Here is a 17,699-nt window from a genome sequence, read left to right on the forward strand (position 1 = left end):
CCAAAGAAAAATTACAAGATAAAGTAGAAAGCCCTTTATTTAGTATTATTGTACCTATTTATAATGTTGAACGTTATTTGGAACAATGTATTGAATCTGTTATCGCTCAGGATTATCAAAATTATGAACTAATTTTAGTTGATGATGGCTCTCCAGATAATTCTATAGATATTTGTATAAAATATGCAAAAAAATATAAGAATATCATAGTTATTCATAAAATTAATGGTGGGCTATCAGATGCCAGAAATGCAGGTATAAAAGTAGCTCAAGGTGAATATCTTATCTTTTTAGACAGTGATGATTATTGGGATGGCACAAAAATTTTAACTGAAATTAGTCAACTCATCCAACCTGAATATCCAGATGTCATCTTTCATGATATGACATTTTATAATGAAATCGAAAATAAATTGAAGCCTTATATTACTAATAAAAATAATCTTACAGGTAATTATCGGGAAGATTTCCTTCTACTTACTCAGAATACTGTTTTCCGGCCATCTGCTTGGACAAAAATAGTAAAAAGATCTATCTTAATAAAAAATGAGTTATTTTTTAAAGTTGGAATTGCACACGAAGATCTAGATTGGAGTTTTGAGCTTGCAAGAAAAATAAATTCTTATAAAATCTATAATTCTCCATTCTATATTTATAGAACAAAAAGGTTTGGTTCCATTACTACTGGGATAAAGGCCGAAAATGTTAATGATTTACTTGATATTGGCATAGAAAAATTAATAAAACTTAACGATATGAAAAATATTTTTCTATATAAAGGCTTAAAACAATACTTCCTTTATGAAGGGCAATATATTATAGATTCTTTTAAACTCCTTAAAGGAGAAGAAAAATCTAGTTTACAGGGTAAATATAACACTTTTGAAAATTTATTTAATTTAATTAAGTGAATTGTATAAAATATACACAATAATATATTGTTGTAAATATATAAAATGAAAAAAATAGCTTATTACGTACTTTATTCAGAACAACAAATATCTCAATTCAGAGACAAATTCTCTTTTATTCCTGTTCTAGCCATCAATCCTTCTCAGATAGATTCTATTGATGCCTCCCTTTTTTTTAACAAAACGAAAGCATTTGAAAAACTCAATCGTCAGATTACCAATGAAGAAATCGCTCACACACTCTCTCATATTAAATGCTGGAGAGAAATCGCAGAAAATAACGAATTAAGCGATGAAGATTTTGCTTTAATTGCCGAAAGTAATATTCAACTTGTCAACAATTTTGAAAATTTAGTTCAAAGCTATGCTAATAAATACCCCTCTTATGGCATCATAAAATTACAAAAGAATGGTGAATATTACTCAAATAAACGCTTATTTCAAGAAGGCGATGAACCTGATGCAATAATTTATGGCGATATAAACAAGTATAATAATGGCTGTTCTTTATACCTTATCCGAAAAGATATAGCTAAAAAACTGAGCTTATCTTTAAATGAATCTAAACCTCATTGGTTAGCAGAGCAATTTACTGAATTTCATGAACCATCAAATATTGCTCAAGCTCATTATTTATTAGGCGAAATCCCCAAAGAAAAATTACAAGATAAAGTAGAAAGCCCTTTATTTAGTATTATTGTACCAATTTATAATGTTGAGCGTTATTTAGAACAGAGTATTAAATCAGTACTTGCTCAAGATTATCATAATTATGAATTAATCTTAGTTGATGATGGCTCGCCAGATAATTCAATTGATATTTGTGTGAAATATGCTAAGAAATATAAAAATATTAGATTTATTCATAAAAGCAATGGTGGATTATCTGATGCCAGAAATATGGGTATTAAAATTGCACGTGGTGAATATATCATTTTTTTAGATAGTGATGATTTCTGGCAAGGTTCGCATATTCTTTCTGATTTACAAAAGATTATTTTTCACGATAATCCTGATGTTATTTTTAATTATATGAGTAGCGTCTATCCAGATCATATTATCCATCATTATATTGATATTTCAGAAGAAACCGGTGATTTTGTAAAAAATTTCCCTATATTGTATCAATCGGATATTTATATTGGTTTTGTTTTTACTAAAATAGTTAAGAGATCTCTTATATTAGATAATAACCTATTCTTTATTAAAGGAAGACTATTTGAAGATGTTCCTTGGAGTTTCTCGCTACTTAAACATATAAAAAGTTATTCTATCTATAAAAGTAGTTTTTATATGTATAGACGTGGAAGAGAAGGTGCTATTACTCAAATTGTTACTAGCGAAGGAACGGTGCATTTATTTGCTAATTTTGATAGCCTTATTGAAGACTTTAAATATATTTCGGTTAATCTACCTGAACTAAAAATATCCGCTTTAGAATATATTAGTAAAAATCATCAATATACTATGCAGTGCTACGATCTACTTTCAGACAATGAAAAAGAAAAGTTGAGAGAAGTAAAAGAAACACATTTGCAAAAATGGAAAGAATTAAATAATGAATAAAAGAATTATTTTAACAGCATTAAATAATAATGAAAAATTATGGTATGAACAATTTATTCCCTTTATTTCAACCCTAAAGAAAACAGACTATGAAGGAGATATTGGTATAATTGATTATGGAATTACTTCTGAGGCTAAAGATGTTTTAGCTAAAAATAATGTATTGGTTTTTGCTCCTGAGAATTGCGTTTCTAATTTAGCATTAGATCGTCATTTTTCAACTGCTTGTATTGCTCAAACATATCATTATGATGAATTAGTTTTATTTGATGCGGATATTTGGTTTCCTTCTCATCAATTCACTTTATTTGAAAATATCAAAGATAAAGAATATCTTTATGCTTGCCCAGATAATCAAGTGAGTGGTTTTATTTATGAATGTGTAAAAGATTCTCCGCAGGCTCAATACTCTCATCTTTATATTGGACAAAAATTAAGGCAAATTTTAGATAAATATCAGTATATTTGGCAACTAGGTTTAGTTGCTGGTTGTGCCAAAGCATGGCTAAACTATAAAGAATATCTTATTAAGCTCTGCCAGCATCCAGAATTTAGCATGGATTATGGTGTTGATACTACATTATTAAATCTTTATTCTGCTGAAATAGATAAAGTAAAACCGCTACATAAAAAATATAATTGTATTCCTAACTGGGAAATTAGTTTTCTATACCAAAATGGAAAATTTCGTTCTTTTTCAATAGAAGAAGAAACAGTTGAAGCAATGCATACACCTGGAGATTTTAGATTAGAAGGGAAATATAGCTTAGCTAAATTAGATGCTGAGAAATTAATAAAATTAGGTAAAACATATCGTTTGAAAGATTATCCTATTTATCATATTCTAAGAGAAAGCCTAACTTCTTATGCTATTGAAGAGCGTTATACGACACTAAAATTAGAATATGCTAATGCGAATTATATCGCAATAAAAACGTTAAATAATACAGATGTTTCTCAAACATTAAATGCATTATGTATTGATGTGACAGGATACTCAAAAATTTGCTTAAGTAATCCACATTCTTATGAAATAAACCTTATTTATTCCTATCATGATATACCTAATTTTGATTTATGTAATGTTACTTATGTGAAAAAAGAAGGTTTAACGCCATTTCTAACGAAAGAAAATAAATACTATAGTGTAGTCTTAAAGCCGAGTGAAAAGTTATATTTCTATACTGATTCTCTTGATATTGAAAGAACAAGAACAAGATGGGTATTTGAAAATATAAGATTAATATAAGAGTCGTTATTTATGAAAAAGAAAAAGCTCCTGTTTATTCATCCTGCTTTAGTATTTGGTGGTACAGAAAGAGTACTTATCAATTACCTCAATCTACTTTCACAAAAAGGAAAGTATGAAATTGAACTAATGCTAATAAAAAATAAAGAAAATCATAATATTGATAAAATTAACCAAGAGATTAAAGTTAAATATATATTAAGTGATATTGAGTCTGAATTCTTTATTTTGAGTTATATTGAAAAACAATCTGAATATTTTAACTCATGGTTTAATGGCATAAAAGAGAGGATAAATAGTAGAATTCTTGATGTTATAAATCAAGGAGGGTACGATGTTATTATTGATTTTCATAAACATTTAGCTAATTTTGAAGACTTTATAAATCATTACGATATCAATAAATCTATTCCTGTGTTATATTGGATTCATGGTAAATATATTATAAATATTTGGGAAAATAATCCTAGCTATTATTCATATGTTTTATCTAAATATACCCATTTTATTGCTATTAATGAGAGTATGAATAAAAGTTGTAGTCATGCATTAAATAATTTAGGTATAAAAAATAGTAGCGTTATTACACTATATAACCCAATTAATATTGAGAATATAAGATTGCAAGCTAATATACTTCTTATTCCTGAGTATTATAAAAAATTAATCAATGAGCCTTTTATTTTACAAGTAGCAAGATTGGATCCTATCAAGAATCACTTAGAAATGATTGAGATTTTTTATCAACTTAAACAAAAAGGTGTTAAAGAAAAACTCTATCTTATTGGTGAAGGTGAAGCAAGAAATGAATTAGAAGATAAAATAAAAGAATTAGAATTAGAAAATGATTGTTTGTTATTAGGTAAAATTGAAAATCCTTTTCCATTTATGCAACAAGCAAAACTTTTCATTCATACTTCAAAAATAGAAGGCTTACCTACAGTACTGATTGAAAGCATGGCATGCGGTACACCGGTAGTTGCTTATGATTGTCCATTTGGACCTAAAGAAATTTTAGCAGATGGTAAATATGGAGAACTCATTCCATTACATGATAAAGAACTATTTGTTCAAGCAACTTATGATTTATTAACCGATGAAAATAAGCGACAACACTACATCCGTTTATTGCCTGAAGCTATTAAGCGGTTTAATTTCCAAACAATTGGAAATAAATTAGAAGTATTATTAGATAATCTATAATATGAGGATTCTATGATAAAAAGAAATTTTGGCATTGATTTGCTAAAAATAACGGCTATTTTTATGGTCGTGATATTACACACTAATGGACATGGAGGGATATTATTTTCGCCTTCTCTGACTTATACCCAAGAAAATTTCTTTTATTCCAATTATTCTATTGTTTGGCTAATTGAATACCTTGCCTATTGTGCAGTAAACTGCTATGCCTTAATTACAGGATATTTTTATTGGAATAAAAAAGTTCAATATTATAAACTCGTGGTGTTTTGGCTACAGATTGTCTTTTATATGGTTTTAGCCACCTTAATTTATAGTATTATTACTGCAACAATAAATACTACTCTTTGGTTTAATGCTTTATTTCCAATAATGACCTATCAATATTGGTATATGACGGCTTATGTTGGTGTATTTCTTTTTATGCCAATTTTAAATGCTTATGTTCAACATACACCTAATCGATCGCTGATATTACATCTTGCTATTCTTTTTATTATCATGTCGGTACTACCTTTCTTTTTTAGCCAAAATGGCGATCCATTCTTATTTCATCAAGGCTATAATACTTTCTGGCTGATTATGATGTATATTACAGGTGGAATTATTGCAAAATGCGAGATTGGCAAGAATTTATCTAAATTAAAATGCTTTTCTTACTTTCTGTTAATGATCTTATTAACATGGGGGTATCAGATGGTTATTACTTATTTTAATACTTATACTCAAGCAGGTATTAATTCACTGAAAATTATGCAATATTGTGCACCAGCAATTGTACTTGCGGCTGTATTCTTATTATTGCTGTTCAAACAAATTCATATTACTCATCCCATTCTTAAAAAGATAGTATTGTTGTTATCTAATGCTACATTAGGAGTCTATTTAATTCATGAGCAACCATTAGTTCGCGATAATTTTATTAGCGGTTATGCTCAAGAATTTGCAACTTATTCAACATTAAAAATGGTCGGTGCGATTTTATTAAGCTCACTCGCTATTTATGCAATTTGTACGATGATTGAATTTATTCGTATGCAATTATTTAAATTATTAAATATTAATAATTGCTTAAAAAGCATTGAAATAAAATGTACAGATCTATTAAATAAATCTTAAAGAAAAATCCCTTTGGTAACTATTACTAAAGGGATTTTGCTAATCTAATTAAGAAAACAACCGCTTGATCTCTTTCTCATACATATAAATATTAACAGGATTTGTTGGTAACTGAGAATCCAAATATTCATTTGCACGTTTTACATATTCTTCGTGATGCTTATCATGATTATCAATTATATCAAGTAATACTTTTGCACCTTCAAAAGCATCGAATTGTTCATAATAATATCCGATCCCTTTTGGAATTAATTTTGAGTTATGAATAAACGGATAACCGCCATATAACGCATCATTATAGGCGTAATTTAGTCCGTTTTCCCATTGATGGCTTAACACAATATCAACATAGCGGGTTAAAAAATCTGGCATCTGATAACGTCCTTCCACTGTCATCACCCCATCTTTGACCAAATCCGTTCGACCAATAAAATTAAAGAATGTTGGGTTATCCTTTTTATCGTAGGTATTACATAGATATACATTTTTAATTTTTTCTGGATGTTGGCGATAAGCCTGTTCACAAATTAAGATAGGCGTAAAACATGTTTTCACTACGTTGATATTTGCTTCAAATGAGGCAATGCGTTTAGCTTTTTGATCTAAACTTGGTTTATATCCAAAATCTAAATTGTGTTCCTCTTTAATACGTTTAATAACTTGATCACAAAAGATAGGCGACCAGATAGCAGGCACAACATAAGAAGGGCAATGATACATAATTGAAAAATACGATTTACACGTATTTTCATGCTGAGGGATCATCCATACCGCATCAAACGTTGTACCATTAAATACGCGTCCTGCTTTTTTATCAAATAGGAAATTTTCCATATCCATAATAAAGTCATTCCCCATCTTATAGCAAACGACTTTACCACCGTGATCGTGCATTCTTGTTACTTGAGAAGGCTCTATGACTAGAGTTCCTTCAATAAGCACATCTAATTCATCAATAATATCCTCAACATAGGCAAATTTAAGATTCATACCTTCCAACATAAAGCCTTCAGGTGGCGTTGTACGTTTCTCAGGTCCCCAAGAAACTAATACAACATCTTTAATAAGATCTGAGTGTTGAAATAAATGATAAAGATGAATAACGTTTTGATTTGCCCCATTAGCCCAAATATCTGTTACCTGAGATTCTAAATTAAAGGTAATGCCAATTTTATATTTTTTCATAAATTTCTCTTAATTAGGATTTATTACATAACTGCTCTCAACAAGCGGTTAAATTTATGCTGTTTTTTTGCGAGCTAAGAGTATTTATATAATAAAACCACTCGGGTTTCCCCGAGTGATTTTTAATTATCTAGTATAAATTACCATTGGTAACCAATACCAGCACCAATATTATAATCGCCTTGCGTTGTTGCAGAACCGCTCATTTTGAAAATGACTCGGTTATTATCACTTGATTTAGATAAACCAACCGCCACAGCACTTTGACCTTTATAGTTACCAATGCCTGCTCCAACCATCAGTTTACCAGGTTGAGTAACTTGCGGAATATTTGCCATTGCAGTCGCACCAGCTACCCCTCCACGAAGTTTTTTCTCTGTTTTTCTGAGATCGTTACGTACAGAGCCTACAGCATTATCAACATAGCGTTTATTCGCAGCATCTGTGTTGTTTACAGGATCTGCAACGTTAGTAATACGGCGTTCATTGCCTACTCTACCCACAGATACCGTATTGCGTTCGTTCGCTACAGAATCTTGACCAATTGCCACAGAATTTTCTGCAGTTGCAGTTGCATTTTGACCTAATGCTGTGCTGTTTCTACCTGATGCAGTTGCATTGTTACCAATTGCTGTCGCATTTTTACCACTTGCATTTGAGCCATAACCTGCAGCGGTCGCATCTTTGCCTTTTGCTTTAGCACTATCACGATTGCTGGTGTTATCCGCCGCAAAGGCTGTTTTACCATCTTTGCTGATTAAGCCAGAATCTTCGATACGTTGAGCAGAGCTTTGTGCTGCTGAAGCAGCTGAACTTGCCGCAGTTGCTGAACTGTTCGCTGCAGATGCTGAAGAGCTTGCTGCGGTTGCAGAGCTATTCGCTGCTGAAGCAGATGAACTTGCTGCGGTCGCTGAACTGTTCGCTGCTGAAGCAGAACTTGATGCTGCGGTTGCAGAGCTGTTTGCTGCTGAAGCTGATGAACTTGCTGCGGTTGCAGAGCTGTTCGCTGCTGATGCAGATGTGCTTGCTGCGGTTGCAGAGCTATTTGCTGCTGATGCAGATGTGCTTGCTGCGGTTGCTGAGCTGTTTGCTGCTGATGCTGAAGATATAGCTACTTTTGCAGCCGTACTTGCTACTGTGGCAGAGCTTGCTGCGTTAGTTGCGGCAGTTGTAGCAGATGTTGCAGCTGTTTCTGCACGTTGAACTGATTGGTCGATCTGATTCAGTTTCGTTGTTACTGTTTGTGCTGCTGTTTTAGCATCAGTAATAGCTTGTTTGGAATCGTCATTTAGTTTGTAAGTTACTGCATTATTTTCATATGTAACATCTAACCCATCGCCAGCTTTGAAATCAAGCGTATTATGAGCATTATTAGCTGCTGATGTGCCATTGTTACGCATGGTTTTAATATTCTTGCCATTTACTTGGAAGTTATATTCCGTTTTAGCAATTTCATCAGCGGCTTTGATTACATGGTAAAGTTGTGAACCAGTAATTACATCACTTGATGTAGCAGAGATCTCACCAGCTCCTACATTTTGGATCTGGCGTTTAACATTATCTTTACCAAAACTTACAGTGCCATTATCGGTTGCAGCAACGCCTGTAGATAAGGTTGCGTCACCAATTTTGAGACCATTTACTGTATGTTTAGTTGATGTACTTGAAGATTGACCAATAGCAATATCACCTGAATTATTAGCAACTGCGGCTTGACCCAAGGCAATACCATTATTTGCACCAGAAGCAACATTAGCACGATCACCAATGCTAATCCCTGTCGCAGCTTCTGTTTTGGCGCTGTTACCTAAAGTAATAGAATAACTTGCAGCTGTTTTCGCTTGTGCACCGTTACCAATTACAATAGCTTGATCCGCACCAGTTTCTGATTTTGCTTGATTATCTGTCTTATTATCACCTAATCCACCAATCACAATAGATTTTGAGCCATTAGCTGTTGCTTCTGGACCAATTACAACTGTTCTATCGCCATTTGCGGTTGCGTAAGCACCAATTGCTACAACCCTTTCTCGAGTTGCTTTTGCTTCTTGGCCAATAACTACAGAATTTTCACGTGCGACGCTTACGTTTGTACCAATACCAACAGAGTTTTCACGTGAAACTGTTGTATTATTACCTATCGCAATACTATTATCTGAAGCCTTCCATACACCATTAGAAGCATAATTCCCCCCTATACTAGCATTATTACCTAATGCAATCGCATTACTTGCTTGATCTACTTTAGCTAATTTACCAATTGCAATTGCATTATTTGCATTAAGTGTTGTTTGGTCGTTATGTAAAATTTGTGCTCCTGACCCCATAGCAATAGAATCTTGTCCAGCATTTACTGTTGCCTCACGACCAATTGCAATCGAACGTTCAGCTGCAACCAATTGCGATCCCCAGTTATTATTTACATTAGCAAGTGAACCAATAGCAATAGAATCTTTTGCTAATGCATTAGCTCTTACGCCTGAGGTAATAGCCCTGTTTCCTTTTGCTCCAGCTGATTCATGATATGTGCCGTTGTTATTGTCAAACTGATTTTCCCAATTTTTAGCTGTAATAATACGATTTTCTGTAACATTATTCGCATCAGTTTCATTAACATGCGAATACCCCATGATATCAACTTTATCCGCTTTAATTTCATTAAATTTATCTAATACGGATTTTACACCTGCAGTTCTTGCAACGGTGTTATTTGCATCTGTGCTAATAGGATCTGTTACAGTAATCTTTGAAATCTTACCATTTGCTACTTCTGTACCTAGGTTAGCTGTTTTAACTTCGATATTTACTGTGCTTCGATTGGTTGAATCTAAACTTGTCCATACATCTGTGTAATTACCAGGTTTAAAAATAACCGTATGATCATTATTAACACGTCCTGTTGTCGTGTTAGCTCTTGTTACATCATCATAATGCCCAATATTCCAACCCGTATAATTTCTCACGTAGTAAAGTTGAGAACCGTTTACTGCATCATTACTGTCAGAGGCAATACGACCTGCTGCCACGTTTTGAATTTGGCGATACATCGTATTATTACCATCTTTACCGCCAACAGAAAGAATAGAAACGGTTGTAGTGCCAGCAGAACCATTAATTTGAGAAACTTGTTGATCTTGTGTCGTAAATTTACCCGTTTGAGTTGGATGAACAACATTAGATTTGATAGTCATCCCTTCTACTTTATTTAATGCGGCATTGTTTATCTTTCTTCCTGCTTCTTTAACCGCATTTAAAGTGTCTGCATTTTGGTTTTGATTGAATGCCTCAACCGCTGTAACGTAGGTGTTATTTAAATTATTAATCTCAGCATCAGTATAGTTTTGTCCTAAACCTTTTGGTGCAATACGAGAGAATGAACCAAGATAGACAGCGTCATCATACCCTTGGTATCCCACTCCACTACCTGATGCAGCCCCTAACGCTAATGCATTAAGCCCGATAGATTGTGCTCCAGCACCAATTCCAACTGTATTAAAACCTTGAGTACCACCTTGTCTATAAGTTAATCCCCAAGCGTTAGCATGCCCATAATCAGAGCCAATAACGATACTATTATTACCAGAGGCAACTAATTTATCGTGTCCAATAGAAATTTGTCTATTACCAACCGCTGCAACTCTATTTCCCTCTTTTGGCTTAGGACCAACTTGTGCACCACCATTATAACCACCAATAGCAATCCCATAATCACCATACTTAACAGCTCCATTTTCAGCACCTGTCGCTGCCATTGCCCAGGTTGGATATCCCAAGCAAATTGAGAGTAGAGAAAGTTTTAAAACAGGTTTAGATAAATCTTTAGCTAGATTTACTACATTATTGGAAGAAGATTTTACAGCTCCTTTTGCTAGCTCTGATACGACTTCTAGCCTCTGAGTCGTTTTATTCCAAATAACTTTAAATATTTTGTTCATACTTAACGATATCCATAAATTTAATTAATACAAAGAATAGACGGTATGTATTCTATAAATACTTCCACAAAGAAATTAACAACCATGAATCTTGTTAAAACCAAGGTCATCATTTCTTTCACAATCCGCATATATGTTAACGGGCGAAGTATTATACAAAAAAGTAATGAAGAAAAATTAATCTAATTTGTAAATTTATGTAAATATCCCTACGCTTTTTCATCTTGGTATTTTTTAACTAAAAAAACCACGCAAAAGCGTGGTTTTTTTCAATATAAAGTGTTACTTATTTCGTTTCTTCTCAATCGTTTCTAGCAACTGATTGATTTCCGTATTTGCAAAAATCTCTTCAATAGTGTGGCTGAGTTTACGTCGCCAGTTTGGATACTCCATACTTGTGCCGGGAATATTCACAGGATCAAGCATATTCAACCAATCTTCAGGCTGTGAACCGAATAACGCACTATTTGTGTCTGCCACATAGGCTTGCAATTGATGTGTGAACTCTTTGCTTACGTTGGTATCAGTATTCGCAAGTTCTTGCACATTTTCAACCGCTTGTCGAATTTTCTCTTTTGCCTCTTTGCGTCCTTGTTTGAGAATATTCAGCACTTTTTTACTCGGATAAACCCCGAATTGCTCGCCTAAATCAAAGTCGTAACCTTTCCAATAGCCTTGCACCGTTGGTAAGTCGTGTGTACTCAACGTGGTCATTGCTTGGTATGGATAGTTCTCTAGCGGTTTACTTCCATTTGCATCCATTTCAAAATAAAAGATGTTATAAGCTAAAATACCTTTTTCTTCCAATTTTTCGAGCATACCTTTCGGCACTGTGCCTAACGCTTCAGCAATGATTAAACATTGGTGGCGTTGGCTTTCAAGAGCTAGAATTGCAAGTAAATCATCTAATGGATAACGCACATAAGCCCCGTTTTTGGCAGAGTCTCCTTTCGCCACCCACCACATACGTGCCAAACCTAAAATATGATCAATCCGCAATGCACCACAATCTTTCATATTGGCACGTAATAAGTCGATAAATGGTTGATAACCTCGTGTTTGTAACACTTCTGGATGCATTGGCGATAAGCCCCAGTTTTGTCCGTTTGGTGCCATAATATCTGGAGGAGCACCCACAGAAGCATCCAATACAAACAACTCTTTATCTGCCCAGGTTTCCGCACCGTTATCTGCTACGCCTACGGCTAAATCGCGGTAAAAGCCCACAGGCATTCCAAGCTCTTTCGCCAATAAGTTGCATTGTTGTAATTGCTGTTGTGCAACAAATTGCAACCACATATAAAAACGTACTAAATCGCTTTGTTCTGCTTGGAATTGTGCCACTGCTGGTGAATGGTAATCGTGATATTGTTCTGCCCAGAAATTCCAGCCCCATTGTTCGCTAAATTGTGCAGAGAGCCAACTATGTAATGCATCAAACGTACCTTGGATTTTTAACGCTTCGCCATTTTGAGCGATAAATTGCTCGAAAGCGGTCTGATCTTGACTACAAAATGCAGAATAGGCTAAACGTAAACCGTGCAATTTCAAGTTCATTACTTGCGTGTAATCGACATAATCTTTCGCACGCTGTTCGGTTAATTGGCGTTGTGTTTCAGCGTCATTAAACCACGCTTGTGCCTCTTGAGATTGCTGGAAGGCTTCAATCGCATTTACATCAATATAGATGATATTCATCCATAAACGTGAAGATGGGCTGTAAGGACTTGCCCCTTCTGCATTCGCTGGGAAAAGTGCGTGAATTGGATTAAGACCGACAAAATCGCCACCCTTTTCAGCTACTTTGGTTAAGAATGCTTTGAGATCACTGAAATCGCCAATTCCCCAGTTTTGCTCTGAACGTAAGGTGTAAAGCTGTAAAATTGCTCCCCATAATTTCTGATGAGCTTGCAATGCTTTTGGCTGGAATGCTGTTTCTGGTGTTACAATCACACGGCAATGATACGCTGCTTTTGCGGTGTGAAGAGAAAGCTCGTGATAGCCTAGAGGTAAATTACTCGGCAAGTTGATCGCATTGCGTTTTACTTTGCCTGTCAGCATTTCGTTATTTTCAAGCGTAAGTTGCCAGTGTGCCTGCAAGTCTTGATTGCTGTTTGCAATATGCAGTGGAATATAGACCGCTTGTCCTGCCTTTACTACTTTAACAAGCGGTAGAATTTGACGACTTTTTGGCGAGCCAAGGCGTTTCGCGATTTTTTGGTAAACGTCCGAGCTTGCATAACGACGGCGACCATATTCATCGAAGAAATAAGTGTTTAAATAAGGGTGAGTTTGTTTCATTTGCTTTTCCTAAATATAAATATATCGTACCGTAGGGTGTGTGAAATGAAGCTTCACGCACGCAAGCGGTTTATTCTTCATAAGAATTGACAAAGCGTGCGTGGATTTTTTTAAATCCACACACCCTACGTTTTCTATCCTTTTACCCCACCAGCTGTGAGACCGCCAACCAACCAACGTTGTGCCAAAATAAACACAAGGGTAATTGGAATCGCTGAAAGAATTGCCGCTGCCGCGAAGTCGCCCCAGAGGTAATTTTGTGGGTGAAGATATTGTTGCATTCCCACTGCTAAAGTGTAGTTATCTACATCACGTAATAAGAGTGAGGCAACAGGGACTTCAATGATAGAGGAAATAAATGCGAGAATAAATACTACCGCTAAAATTGGTACCGAAAGTGGTAACAAAATCAAGCGGAAAGTTTGCCACGGGGTTGCACCATCAAGAGCTGCGGCTTCTTCCAATGATTTATCGATGGTTTCAAAGTAGCCTTTGATTGTCCAAACATGCATTGCGATCCCGCCAAGGTAAGCAAAAATCACGCCGCCGTGGGTATTCAAGCCTAAAAATGGAATGTAGTCGCTCAAGCGATCAAATAAAGCATACAATGCCACAAGCGAAAGCACCGCAGGGAACATTTGAAAAATCAGCATTGATTTCAAAAGTAGGCTTTTTCCCGCAAAGCGTAAGCGTGCAAAGGCATACGCTGCAGTAGTAGAAAGCATGAGTGTAATAATTGCAGTAATGCCTGCGACTTTCACAGAGTTCCAAAGCCAAAGTAATACTGGGAATGGTGGTGGTGTTACCGTACCATCAGCGTGAGTTACACTAAAACCAAGTGCTAATTTCCAGTGTTCGAGAGAAATTTCACTCGGGATCAGCTCACCTAAAGCCAAGTTTCCTGGGCGAAGTGAGATGCCGATGATCATAAACATCGGGAATAAAATTAAAGCACAAAAGCCGATTAAAAACAGATGCGTTGAAAATAAACGCAGTTTCATTGATTTAGGTTGAACAATAGCCATAGGTTGTATCCTTTTGTATTTCCCTTAGAACCTTTGTAGGGACAGGCTTTATGCCTGTCCTTGGCGATTTGGGACAGGGATAAACCCTGTCCCTACGAGAGTAAAAGCATTAATCCTGAGAAAGTTTTGTCATTCTAATTTGGAACAACGCTAATCCGCTCACGAGTAAGAAGATAATTACAGCAATCGCAGCCGCTAACCCAAAGTCTTGTGTACCGCTGCCTTCAAAAGCGATGCGATATGTATAGCTTACTAACAAATCTGTGTGACCTGCTGGTGTTGTTGTTCCCACCATATTTGGTCCGCCGTTGGTTAATAATTGAATTAACACAAAGTTGTTGAAGTTAAAGGCAAAACTTGCAATCAAAAGTGGCATTAATGGTTTTACCAACAACGGCATCGTAATGCGGGTAAAGTTTTGCCATACGCTTGCCCCATCAATTGCTGAAGCCTCATATAAGTCTTGTGGTATTGCTTTTAATAAGCCCATACACACGATCATAATGTATGGATAGCCTAGCCAAGTATTTACGATTAACAACATCGTTTTGGCTAAGAATGGATTGTTAAACCACTCTGGACGAATACCGAATAGATTATTCAGAATTAAGTTGATTTCTCCGAAACTTTGATTAAATAGCCCTTTAAAAATCAAAATTGAAATGAATCCTGGCACAGCATACGGCAAAATAAGCAGTAAGCGATAAACCGATTTGCCGCGTAATGCTTCCCATTGAACAAGTGAGGCAAATACCATACCAATGATAGTAGTGAATACTACAGTTAAGAGGGCAAAAACTACCGTCCACACGAAAATTTTAAGGAAAGGTTCTTGTACGCCTTCATCGGTTAAAATTTTCACAAAGTTTTTCCAGCCCACACCCACGGTATAACCAGGTTCTAGACGCTCGCCAACAAAATTGCCTTGATTATCGATTTCTTGAAAGAAACCAATCGCATCATTCGCACGATAAACTTTGCCTGTTTCTACGTTAGTTAAGTCTTGTAGGCTGTCTTCATAGCGATAACGCGGTTTTTGCTCGGCAAACTGGCGTAAAGAACTCATACTTAATCGTTCTTCCGTCGGCAATACTACCTGAATGCTTTGTAATACTTGACGATTTTGAGTAATTACTTTCAGTGGTGCGGCTTGGGTTTCTGGCAGCTGTTCCACTTCTTTTACCGCAACTTCACCTTCATTGTTGTCTAATACAAGCGGTTCAGAAAGATAATTTTTTTGCGAAGTTTTGTTAGTGAGGGCAATTTGGTATTGGTTCTCGCCATTTTCCAATAATTTAAAATCTAAACGATCACCTGCGGCATAGGTTTGGCTTTGGAGCTGTTTTAATACCTGCTCATAGCTCAGCTGGTTAGAGCCACTGTAGTTTGTAAAAGCAATTACCACCGTACAAAGCAGTGGAAACAGCACGAAAATTCCCATTGCAGCAACGCCTGGATAAACATAACGCCAGCGATATGTAGCTTGATTACTAAAGATGTAAATTCCTGAAGTGACCACAACTAACACGAGCAGTGCGAAAAGAATTTCACCTTGTAGATAGATGGTAAAAACAAGATAAAACGCAATGAGATAAAGCAAGCCTGAAAAGATGCGTTTAACCCAAAGTTGAGAAGGAGTGAGTGGTTTGGTATTTAGCATAAAGATCCCCAAATGTTTGAGAAAATGCAAGAATTTAGAAAAATAACCGCTTTCGCAAAAGTCTATGAAAATGTAACATTCATAGAAAAGAAATGATTTTTTTGTAGCAATAGTGTTGCTTTAGTGTAGGGGCACGTGTAACACGCCCCTACACTTACTTCGACGATATAATAACTACTCTTTTTCAATCTTCGCTTGTGCTTCATCAAGCGCAGCTTTTACAGATTGACGACCAGAAGTTGCATTCACAATGGCTGCTTTTTCTGAATACCAGAAACGACTCATTTGAGGGATATTTGGCATTATCTCTCCATTTTCTGCATTTTTCATTGTTGCTGCGATGCGTGGATCTGAGGCTAATTTCGCTTGGTAAGATTTTAATGCTACCGCACCTAATGGTGCATCTTTATTCATTGTATCTAAACCTTCATCGGTTAATAGATAGTTTTCTAAGAACTCTTTTGCTAAGTCTTGATTCGGACTAGACGCATTTACTGCCGCACTTAATACGCCAACGAATGGTTTAGATGCTTTACCGTTTAATGTTGGAAGCACCGCTACACCATAGTTGATGCCGCTTTTTTCAATATTCGCCCAAGACCACGGGCCATTGATAGTTAAAGCCGTATTTCCTTTATTGAATGAAGCTTCAGAAACAGAGTAATCAGCATCAGCATTGATTACTTTTTTCTTCACAAGATCGACCACGAATTGTAAGCCTTTTTGGGCAGCTTCGTTGTTCACACCTACATTTTTCACGTCATAGCCATTTTGGGTAACTTTAAAGGCGTAAGCCCCTTGTGAAGAAGACACAGGCCAGGTGAAGTACGGTTCTTGTAAGTTCCACATAATCGCATTTTTGCCTTTCGCACGAAGTTCTTTGTCTAAGCCTTCGATCTCTTCCCACGTTTTTGGTGGGTTCGGCACTAAGTCTTTGTTATAGATTAAAGAGAGTGATTCAATTGCAATAGGGTAAGCAATTTGTTTACCGTTATATTTATTTGCATTCCAACCGATGTCAGAAATTTTCGCTTTAAATTCTGCACTTGGTTGCACCTCTGCAATTAAACCTGCTTGTGCGTAGCCACCAAAGCGGTCGTGAGCAAAAATGATGATGTCTGGACCATCCCCAGTTGAAGCCACTTGTGGGAAAAGTTCTTCTAATTTTCCTGGGTGTTCAACGGTCACTTTTACGCCCGCTTCATTTTCAAATTTTTTACCGACTTCAGCTAAGCCGTTGTAGCCTTTATCGGCACTGATCCAGATGTTGAGTTGTCCTTCTACAATTTTTGCTTGCACGCCTTGGGCAGTCAAGAATCCAACACATAATGCTAATGCGGTTTTGGTGAATTTTTTCATAGGAATGTCCTCGTTTAGGTTTATATCAATTGCCAAGCCATTTTTATTCCATCTGACTTGGTTTTATGCCTTGCATAATGCAAAAAATACATTGGCTTTTCCTCATCCCCCCCTCTACGCCCCCCTGACTAAAATCTTGATTTACTTCACAAAATTGACCGCTTGCATCTCATTTTGTGATCTGGG

General features: G+C 35.7%; 11 protein-coding genes. 5 read left to right on the top strand and 6 right to left on the bottom strand.

Features of this window, described 5'->3' with window-relative positions; all coding sequences use genetic code 11:
• The 5 genes from QMF79_RS06435 to QMF79_RS06455 form a co-directional block, all read left to right on the top strand.
• The coding region (locus QMF79_RS06435) for a glycosyltransferase family 2 protein (protein ID WP_425591886.1) at positions 1-911 on the top strand (911 nt) is incomplete at its 5' end.
• A gap of 45 nt (positions 912-956) precedes the next feature.
• On the top strand, positions 957-2,477 hold the full coding sequence (locus QMF79_RS06440; protein WP_281773184.1) for a glycosyltransferase: 1,521 nt from the start codon (positions 957-959) through the stop codon (positions 2,475-2,477).
• Complete coding sequence (locus QMF79_RS06445; RefSeq protein ID WP_281773185.1) at positions 2,470-3,726, top strand: hypothetical protein; 1,257 nt, start codon at positions 2,470-2,472, stop codon at positions 3,724-3,726. Before QMF79_RS06440 ends, QMF79_RS06445 begins: the two co-directional genes overlap by 8 nt.
• A gap of 12 nt (positions 3,727-3,738) precedes the next feature.
• The gene (locus QMF79_RS06450; RefSeq protein WP_281773186.1) at positions 3,739-4,929 is read left to right on the top strand and encodes a glycosyltransferase; all 1,191 of its coding nucleotides are present in this window, start codon (positions 3,739-3,741) and stop codon (positions 4,927-4,929) included.
• 12 nt (positions 4,930-4,941) lie between these two features.
• Positions 4,942-6,048, top strand: coding sequence for an acyltransferase (locus tag QMF79_RS06455; protein WP_281773187.1), 1,107 nt, complete (start codon positions 4,942-4,944; stop codon positions 6,046-6,048).
• Between the two features lie 48 nt (positions 6,049-6,096).
• Here the strand turns inward: QMF79_RS06455 and QMF79_RS06460 are convergent, their stop codons facing one another.
• The 6 genes from QMF79_RS06460 to malE all read right to left on the bottom strand — a co-directional run bounded on the left by QMF79_RS06460 (position 6,097) and on the right by malE (position 17,513).
• Positions 6,097-7,233, bottom strand: coding sequence for a DUF2827 family protein (locus QMF79_RS06460; RefSeq protein WP_281773188.1), 1,137 nt, complete (start codon positions 7,231-7,233; stop codon positions 6,097-6,099).
• A 140-nt stretch (positions 7,234-7,373) separates the two neighbouring features.
• Positions 7,374-11,168, bottom strand: coding sequence for a YadA-like family protein (locus QMF79_RS06465; protein WP_281773189.1), 3,795 nt, complete (start codon positions 11,166-11,168; stop codon positions 7,374-7,376).
• Positions 11,169-11,450: 282 nt separating this feature from the next.
• Entirely contained in the window at positions 11,451-13,469 is a 2,019-nt protein-coding gene (malQ, locus tag QMF79_RS06470; RefSeq protein ID WP_281773190.1) for a 4-alpha-glucanotransferase, read from the bottom strand.
• A 134-nt stretch (positions 13,470-13,603) separates the two neighbouring features.
• Positions 13,604-14,494 carry a maltose ABC transporter permease MalG gene (gene malG, locus QMF79_RS06475; protein ID WP_119222551.1) on the bottom strand — a complete coding sequence of 297 codons (891 nt, stop codon included), beginning with the start codon at positions 14,492-14,494 and terminating at the stop codon, positions 13,604-13,606.
• 109 nt (positions 14,495-14,603) lie between these two features.
• Positions 14,604-16,154 (bottom strand): maltose ABC transporter permease MalF, encoded by a 1,551-nt coding sequence (gene malF / locus QMF79_RS06480; protein WP_281773191.1) that lies wholly within the window; start codon positions 16,152-16,154, stop codon positions 14,604-14,606.
• A 174-nt stretch (positions 16,155-16,328) separates the two neighbouring features.
• A complete protein-coding gene (gene malE, locus QMF79_RS06485) occupies positions 16,329-17,513 on the bottom strand; it encodes a maltose/maltodextrin ABC transporter substrate-binding protein MalE (protein ID WP_281773192.1) in 1,185 nt (394 codons plus the stop codon).
• Positions 17,514-17,699 lie beyond the last annotated feature (186 nt).

Source organism: Pseudohaemophilus parahaemolyticus (assembly GCF_938021905.1).
In the GTDB taxonomy this organism is placed as follows: domain Bacteria; phylum Pseudomonadota; class Gammaproteobacteria; order Enterobacterales; family Pasteurellaceae; genus Haemophilus_A; species Haemophilus_A parahaemolyticus_B.

Excerpts from the sequence above, each read along its gene's own strand:
- malE (WP_281773192.1), bottom strand. The coding sequence starts at position 17,513 with ATGAAAAAATTCACCAAAACCGCATTAGCATTATGTGTTGGATTCTTG.
- malQ (WP_281773190.1), bottom strand. The coding sequence starts at position 13,469 with ATGAAACAAACTCACCCTTATTTAAACACTTATTTCTTCGATGAATAT.
- QMF79_RS06445 (WP_281773185.1), top strand. The coding sequence starts at position 2,470 with ATGAATAAAAGAATTATTTTAACAGCATTAAATAATAATGAAAAATTA.
- QMF79_RS06465 (WP_281773189.1), bottom strand. The coding sequence starts at position 11,168 with ATGAACAAAATATTTAAAGTTATTTGGAATAAAACGACTCAGAGGCTA.
- QMF79_RS06450 (WP_281773186.1), top strand. The coding sequence starts at position 3,739 with ATGAAAAAGAAAAAGCTCCTGTTTATTCATCCTGCTTTAGTATTTGGT.
- QMF79_RS06455 (WP_281773187.1), top strand. The coding sequence starts at position 4,942 with ATGATAAAAAGAAATTTTGGCATTGATTTGCTAAAAATAACGGCTATT.
- malG (WP_119222551.1), bottom strand. The coding sequence starts at position 14,494 with ATGGCTATTGTTCAACCTAAATCAATGAAACTGCGTTTATTTTCAACG.
- QMF79_RS06460 (WP_281773188.1), bottom strand. The coding sequence starts at position 7,233 with ATGAAAAAATATAAAATTGGCATTACCTTTAATTTAGAATCTCAGGTA.
- QMF79_RS06440 (WP_281773184.1), top strand. The coding sequence starts at position 957 with ATGAAAAAAATAGCTTATTACGTACTTTATTCAGAACAACAAATATCT.
- malF (WP_281773191.1), bottom strand. The coding sequence starts at position 16,154 with ATGCTAAATACCAAACCACTCACTCCTTCTCAACTTTGGGTTAAACGC.